The 6,401-nt window shown below is 46.9% G+C and carries 4 protein-coding genes; 1 reads left to right on the top strand and 3 read right to left on the bottom strand.

The genetic code is table 11. From position 1 onward, the window contains the following. The 3 genes from K5677_RS08295 to K5677_RS08305 form a co-directional block, all read right to left on the bottom strand. Window positions 1–1,770: glycoside hydrolase family 9 protein (locus K5677_RS08295; protein WP_296726738.1), on the bottom strand; the 1,770-nt coding region annotated here is incomplete at its 3' end. Window positions 1,771–2,034: 264 nt separating this feature from the next. Next, entirely contained in the window at window positions 2,035–3,840 is a 1,806-nt protein-coding gene (locus K5677_RS08300; protein ID WP_296726741.1) for a leucine-rich repeat protein, read from the bottom strand. A gap of 432 nt (window positions 3,841–4,272) precedes the next feature. Beyond that, on the bottom strand, window positions 4,273–5,634 hold the full coding sequence (locus tag K5677_RS08305) for an ABC transporter substrate-binding protein (protein WP_296726744.1): 1,362 nt from the start codon (window positions 5,632–5,634) through the stop codon (window positions 4,273–4,275). 297 nt (window positions 5,635–5,931) lie between these two features. Between K5677_RS08305 and K5677_RS08310 the strand changes: the two genes are divergently transcribed. After that, window positions 5,932–6,401, top strand: a 470-nt coding sequence (locus K5677_RS08310; RefSeq protein WP_296726745.1) for an Ig-like domain-containing protein, incomplete at its 3' end; no start/stop codon positions are given.

Genomic DNA, 6,401 nt, shown 5'->3' on the forward strand with positions numbered 1-6,401 from the left:
CCAAACCATAGCCTTGATAGTTGAACCAACGTTTGAAGGAACAGTATAGTCGATAGCTACTGTCTTGTCAGAGTTTACCTTAACGCCTGAGAACTCTTCCTGCTCCCATTCGCCTGTCCATGTACCGAAACCGCCTGATACTTCAGTATCGTTTGAGTTTACCTTGAGGTACATTGTAACGGACTTAGCGCCCTGAGGAGCGAATTCACAAACGTTGTTGATAGCGCCGTCTACAGTGCTCTCTTCCTTTACAGCCTTGAGGCTTGAACCCTCAAGAACTATATCGTCATCGCTTGTAGAAGTGCCCGGATTAGGAGTTGTAGTTGTTGTTACGTTGCTGCCTGGGTTAGGCTGAGTTGTAGTTGTTGTTGTGTTATTGCCGGGAGTTATATCAGCGCCGCTGCCGCTGTAGATCTTCTTAACGCCCTCGATCTGTGATACAGTAGAGCCTGTCTTGTAGAAGTGGTAAAGACCTGCTGCTGCGCCTACGAAACCTGCGTTATAGTCGATAGCGACCTCGTTGCCCTGATAGTCTGAACGGATATCCTGATATGTGCCGTTTGCATCAAGAGGACCGCCGCAGAGAGCACCTATAAGGAGGTACTTGTTGTTCTGTCCGTCATTCTGCTTGCTTGCGTCAACGTCAGGTGAAGCTGCTCTGTGGTGAGGATTCTTTGAAGAATCAGACTTGAAGCCGACTACGAGACAGTGCTTCTGTCCGTTTGCGAAAGCCTTGTCGCCTGTGAGGTACTCCATCTGACCCTTAGCCCATGAGGAATCAGCCTTATTGTACTTAGCTGCTACCAGTGAGCAAAGCTGAGCTGTAGCATTGTGTCTTGCGCTGCCCCACTCGTTAGCGAAGTAGTAGTTATTGCCGCTGAACTTGCTGAGCTCTGCTGCGCTGCCCCAGTCGCCTGTGATCTCGCCCTTGAGTATAGCAGCACCGAGCTGAACGCTCTCCCATGAGTGAACTGAGTAAGCTGTAGGACAGTTCTTCAGATCGTTGAGGTATGCATCATCCTTTGTAGCAAGGTAGAGCCAGCCTGCTGCCCATGCGAGCTCGTCGTCAGAGCCTGTCCAGTGAGCGTCATAGAATGTACCTGCTGAGTAGAAGCTCTTGTCCTTCTTTGAGAAGTCGTAGAGAGCCTTAGCGTACTTGAGGTCATCTGCGTTGCCGAAGTTTACATAGTTAGCTGCGAGAGCTGCTGCATATTCAGCAGTTACGTTAGCAGCACCGCCTGTTGTCCAGAGCATACGTCCTCTGTCGCCCTGGGTTTCAGGAGCGCCCCAGTATTTATGGTCTGTGTTGCCTTCGCCCTTTTCGATGAGGACTTCAGATACTGTATTGCCGTTGAGCTTTGTAGCTTCACGGAAGAATTTAGCGAATTTGTCAGTTATCACCTTGAGGTGAGCTGTCTGACCTGTTGAGTCGTAAGCGTCCTTGAATTCGTAGTAGGACCAGCCGAGAGTAGAAGCTGCATAGCCCTGTGGCTGACCGAACATTACGTGGTCACCGGCGTCGTGGAAGCCGCCCGGAACTACGTCGTTTGTATGGCAGTTGCCTCTCCATGTGAGAGCGCAGTCGGAATTGTTGCCACACATATTTGCGTCATAGAAATAGAGGGAGTACTGGAGGAGCTTTGCATAGTTGTCGTTATCTGCCGCATTTGCTGTGAGAGAGGGAGACACCGCTGAGAGAGGTGCCACAAGTGCGGACATAGCGACAGCGCCGCTGATGATGGCTGATTTCAGCCTGTTTAATTTGTTCATGTTATCACACTACTTTCTAAAGTTTTTTCGCCTATAATATGTCTCAAAATCTATTATACAAGTTTTACTGTGAAATTTGGTTACAAAATGGTAACTAAAATATTACAATACGGTTAAATACGGCTGTTTGCTTAAATTTTCGGCATAGTGTTTAATTTGATATGATAGATATTGTGCATAATCACGATGAAATTATTATGCAACAGGTGGACAAAAAACAGCCCGTACAGCTTGATATTGCTGTACGGGCTATAAGAAAGTGTTTTAATCTTTGACGGATACAGGAAGCGCAGGTATGAGCTTTAACAGATACTTCTGGATACAGAGAGCGTCCTCAGCGGTAACGCCGTTCTGAAGATTTACATCGGCGTTTGTCAGACCGTATTCGGTTATATGGCTCTTATCTGTACCGTTAAGACCGTATTTGTTCGGATTTGCCAGAGACTGCATAATGAGCACAACATCTGACAGATCAACAGTGCCGTCGCGGTTTGCGTCGCCGAAATCAGCGCCGACGCCGACAGTTATCATGACCTGCTTTTTCTGACCTGTCGGAGCAGTGAAGCTTATAACAGCTGAACCGGGGACAAGACCTGTGACCTCATATGTATTGTCATCATTCTTTTTCATTGATATGACGTCATCATCATAATCAAGGCGTCCGAAAGGAATGAGGTGCTCGCCCTTTGTGAATCTGAATGTGGTCTTTTCGTCCACTCCGATCTTGTCAAGGTCTACACTTATAGCAAACTCTGAACCGTCGTAGTTCACGGTGGTGGTAGTTTTTTCAGTTGTTGTGGCGGCTGTTGTAGTGGAAGCTGTAGTAGTTACAGAAGCCTCTTTGTAGGTTATTTTCTGCTTGTAATTGGAAAAATCCGCATATGAATGTACTTCATCGAGGTACACGCGGTTGTTTGTTCTGACGTTATAGCTGCCTGCTTTGAGTTTGTCTGCGTCCTCACCCTTCCAGACAGCGCCGTTTTCGCCGCTGATGGTGACTGCTTCGGCAGGAATGGTGATATTGTCTACGACGAAGGGCGTGCCGTAAATAGTACCTGCTCTGTTTCCGTCAGCCTCAATCCAGCGTGTTTCTGTGCGTACCTTTACGGAAACGCCGCTGAGATCAAGCTCCTCGCCTTCGCTGTAAATTGTTTTTGTAGGATATGAGACTATCTCCTGCACAACGTAAGCCGCAGTAAAAGTGATAGTTTCAAGCGGTTTTTCGGTTGTAACAGTCGTTGTTGTCGTATTGCCGTTTTCATTTGATGTGGTGGTTTTCGCAGTAGTGGTTGATGTGACGGTTTTTGCAGTAGTTGTCGTAGTAGTTTTTGCAGTAGTTGTCGTCTTTTTTGCAGATGTGGTCGTTGTGGCAGTGGTCGTAGTGGTGGTAGCAGCAGCTGTTGTTATGCTGGATACAGTGGTCTCAGGCGGAGCGCCTTTAAGCTCCTCAAAGCTGTAACCGCTCTTTGAAGCATATGTCTCAGCTGTAGAGCCCGGATATCCTGCAATAACACCTGTATATTTGTTGTTTCTGTTGGCTGTATCATTGCTTATGGTATCCATGCCGCCTATGAACTGACAGTTTGTACTGCGTACAACAACTCTTTTCAAGTTATTGCAGTTCTTAAAGGAATATGAGCCTATGGTCGTAAGACCGCTTGGCAGGTCTGCGCTTTCAAGGCTGTCACAGTCCTGAAAACAGCACATTTCCAGCTCCTTTAAGGTGCTTGGCAGCTTTAAGGACGTTATCATTGTGCAGTTGGAAAAAGCAAAGGTTCCCACAGTTGTGATACCCTCGCCTATCTCGACAGATGTAAGTTGTTTTCTGAGCTTTGCCCACGGAGTATATCCGCCGCCGTCCCAGTCACCCATTTCGCCGCTGCCCGTAATAGTGAGCTTTCCGTTTTCATAGCTCCAGTAAGCGTCATTTCCGCATTTACCCGACTCAGCAACTCTGATGTTCTCAGCGGATATACCGCTGATATCAGGTGTTGCCGCACATATATTGGCAGCTGATACAGCTCCGATACATATTGCAGCCGAAAGGGCTGCCGCAATAAATTTCTTCATGTCAAATTCCTTTCGTGTTTATTGATATGTCAATTAAATCATGGATCAGATACCGGATAATAAGTAAGATTTATCTGAAGTTCAATATTTAATTGTTCTATAAAATAGTATATCACATTTTATTAAGTATTTGTGAACAAATCATGTATATTTGCACGGGAAAGGTACTTTTTGTAGAATGCATCAAAAAAGAATACATGATTTGCAGCATTTTGCCATAGAAGCCGATATTGCCCATTCCATTAAAGAGAAAAAGGAACGGCATAAGTCGCCTCCTCTTAACGGAGAAACATGGTTACCGTGCCTGAAATTTCAGTCTCGTAAATGTAACCTGCGTTCCGCCGGAGGGGGCTCTCCTTTGCCGTTCCTTCAGTTTTTATATAATTCCGGAGCTGATATAGGATCTCGCGCGGCAGTATCCGCCGCTGTATTTCAGTATTTCTTTATCTCCTCGTCGATTATCGGCGACATTCTGTCGCGGAGCTCCTCCCATGAGCCCACGGGAGCACCGCCCTCCAGCAGAGCTGAGGTGATATTGTCCATAGCGCCTCTGGTATCGAAGTTACAGTCGCCGTTTCTCAGCATATTCTCGCCCATTCCGTAGCCGAGCTCTACGACAGGGTTCGCCTTTGCGGAGCTGATATACTCCTGTAATGCGTTGTACTGCTCCTCGGTCATAGTTTTCAGAGCCTGTTCCTTTTTCTTAGCCGTGAAGCCTTCGTCGGAAGCCGCCATGCGCTCGCATTTGAGGTATGTGGCAACAGCCCTGCCTTTTTTGGAGTTCTTGACCAGCATTCTTGCGTCATAATCGCAGGCGATATAGTTCTTGTCTGCATTGGGAGACTTTGGGAAAGGAACTATCATAAGGTCTGCCTCGGGATTTACTCTGTTTGAGGTAGCTAAGGTCAGATCGCTTGAAGCGTAGAACAGTGTGTTCATATCCGTCATGAACTGACCGTTAACGCTCTTGTTGTACAGCCAGCGCGACTGGAGATCACGCATAATGTTCTCTGCCTGAGCTATTTCGCCGTCCTTTATGTTGTTGGTGAGCTTGTCTCCGTCAAAGCCTACAACGGTTTTGCCGCTTGACGCGAGGATAGCTCTGCCGAAAAAGCCGCTTATACCGAAATGGTGCAGGGATGACTCGCTTTCAGAGAACTTGTTTATCATGTTATTGAATACGTTCCAGTCCCATTTGCCGTCCTTGTAGAGGGTGTAGGGATCCTCCATGCCCTCGGACTGTATCAGCTTTCTGCTGTAGGTGATGAGCTGAGGCTCGGATACTGAAAACGGCACGACATAGTGCTTGCCCTTGTATGCGAATTTGTCGATAACAGCAGACATATCCTTCCACATTCCCTCGTCTACGCCCATTTCGCCGAAATAGGGATCGAGGGGCAGGAATCTGTCCTTTAGTATGCCCTCCGGGAACACGCTCATATCATAGGGGAACATATCTACTTCATCGCCCGATTGTATCATCTGGTCAAGCTTTATGAGCTTTTCGGCTGGAGGAACTGAGACGAACTTTATGCTGCCGCCGTAAACGTCCTCGAATATGGACAGAGCTGACGAGCGCTGATCGCCCTCGGGATTGAGGTCAAAGTCTGACAGCCATACTATATCCATGCTGCCTGCTTCGGTGACGGGCTCTGTGCTGCTTTTTGCTGTACTGACAGCTGATTCGGGTGCCGCTGTTGATGAGCTCTTTGTATTTTTTTTGCTGCATGAGGCTGCGGAAAAAACTGTTCCCACAGCTAAAAAGGCAGCAATTATCCTTTTGATGTCTGACATAGAATTACTCCTTTCACATACCGTGCAGCCGTGTGCGCAGTATGAGCATATATTATTATACTCGTTTCAGTCGGGTGTGTCAAGGACGGCAGGATTTTAACCACTTTGTAACCAAAAGACTTCTCCTTTGTTGAAAAACGCCAAAAACGGTGCGTGTTACTTGTCAAAGTGTTCAAAAAATACGGAATCGGAATGAAATTACGTGACATTTCATTTTTACTGTGATATAATATAAATAAGGTATTTAACAGGCAGTAATAATGACCTGCCGGAAATTATAGAAAGGGCTTTATCAATATGGACAACAACCAATACGATAGATACGAATCACATCGTCCCCGTAAGAGAGTATCACGCAAGACACTGAGAAACAGACGGCTTGCAGCGCTCTTCATCATAGCATTTGTTGTGCTTCTGTTTATAATCCTCATCGCAAAGGGCTGCTCAAAGAGCGACAAGAAGGCAAAACCAAGCAAGGTGCCCTCTGCAACTACCATAACGACTCAGGCTACTACCACAGATCCTGCTATAAGTACAACTGCGGTGACTACAACTACACTGGCAGAGCCTGTAAATGAAAGCGATTTCAAGCTTGACAAGACAAGCGTTTATATCGAAGTAGGCGAGCAGGATACTCCTATGGTACAGGCTTATCCTAACGGAACATACGAATCCGACGAGCGCTGGTCATCAGGCGATCCGAGCATTGCCACTGTTGACAGCTACGGACATATCAAGGGAATTTCTCCGGGAGTATGCTACGTAAC

Source organism: Ruminococcus sp., assembly GCF_024684275.1.

Bases quoted from the DNA above. Each gene is read 5' to 3' on its own strand.
- K5677_RS08305 (WP_296726744.1), bottom strand. From the start codon at position 5,634: ATGTCAGACATCAAAAGGATAATTGCTGCCTTTTTAGCTGTGGGAACA.
- K5677_RS08300 (WP_296726741.1), bottom strand. From the start codon at position 3,840: ATGAAGAAATTTATTGCGGCAGCCCTTTCGGCTGCAATATGTATCGGA.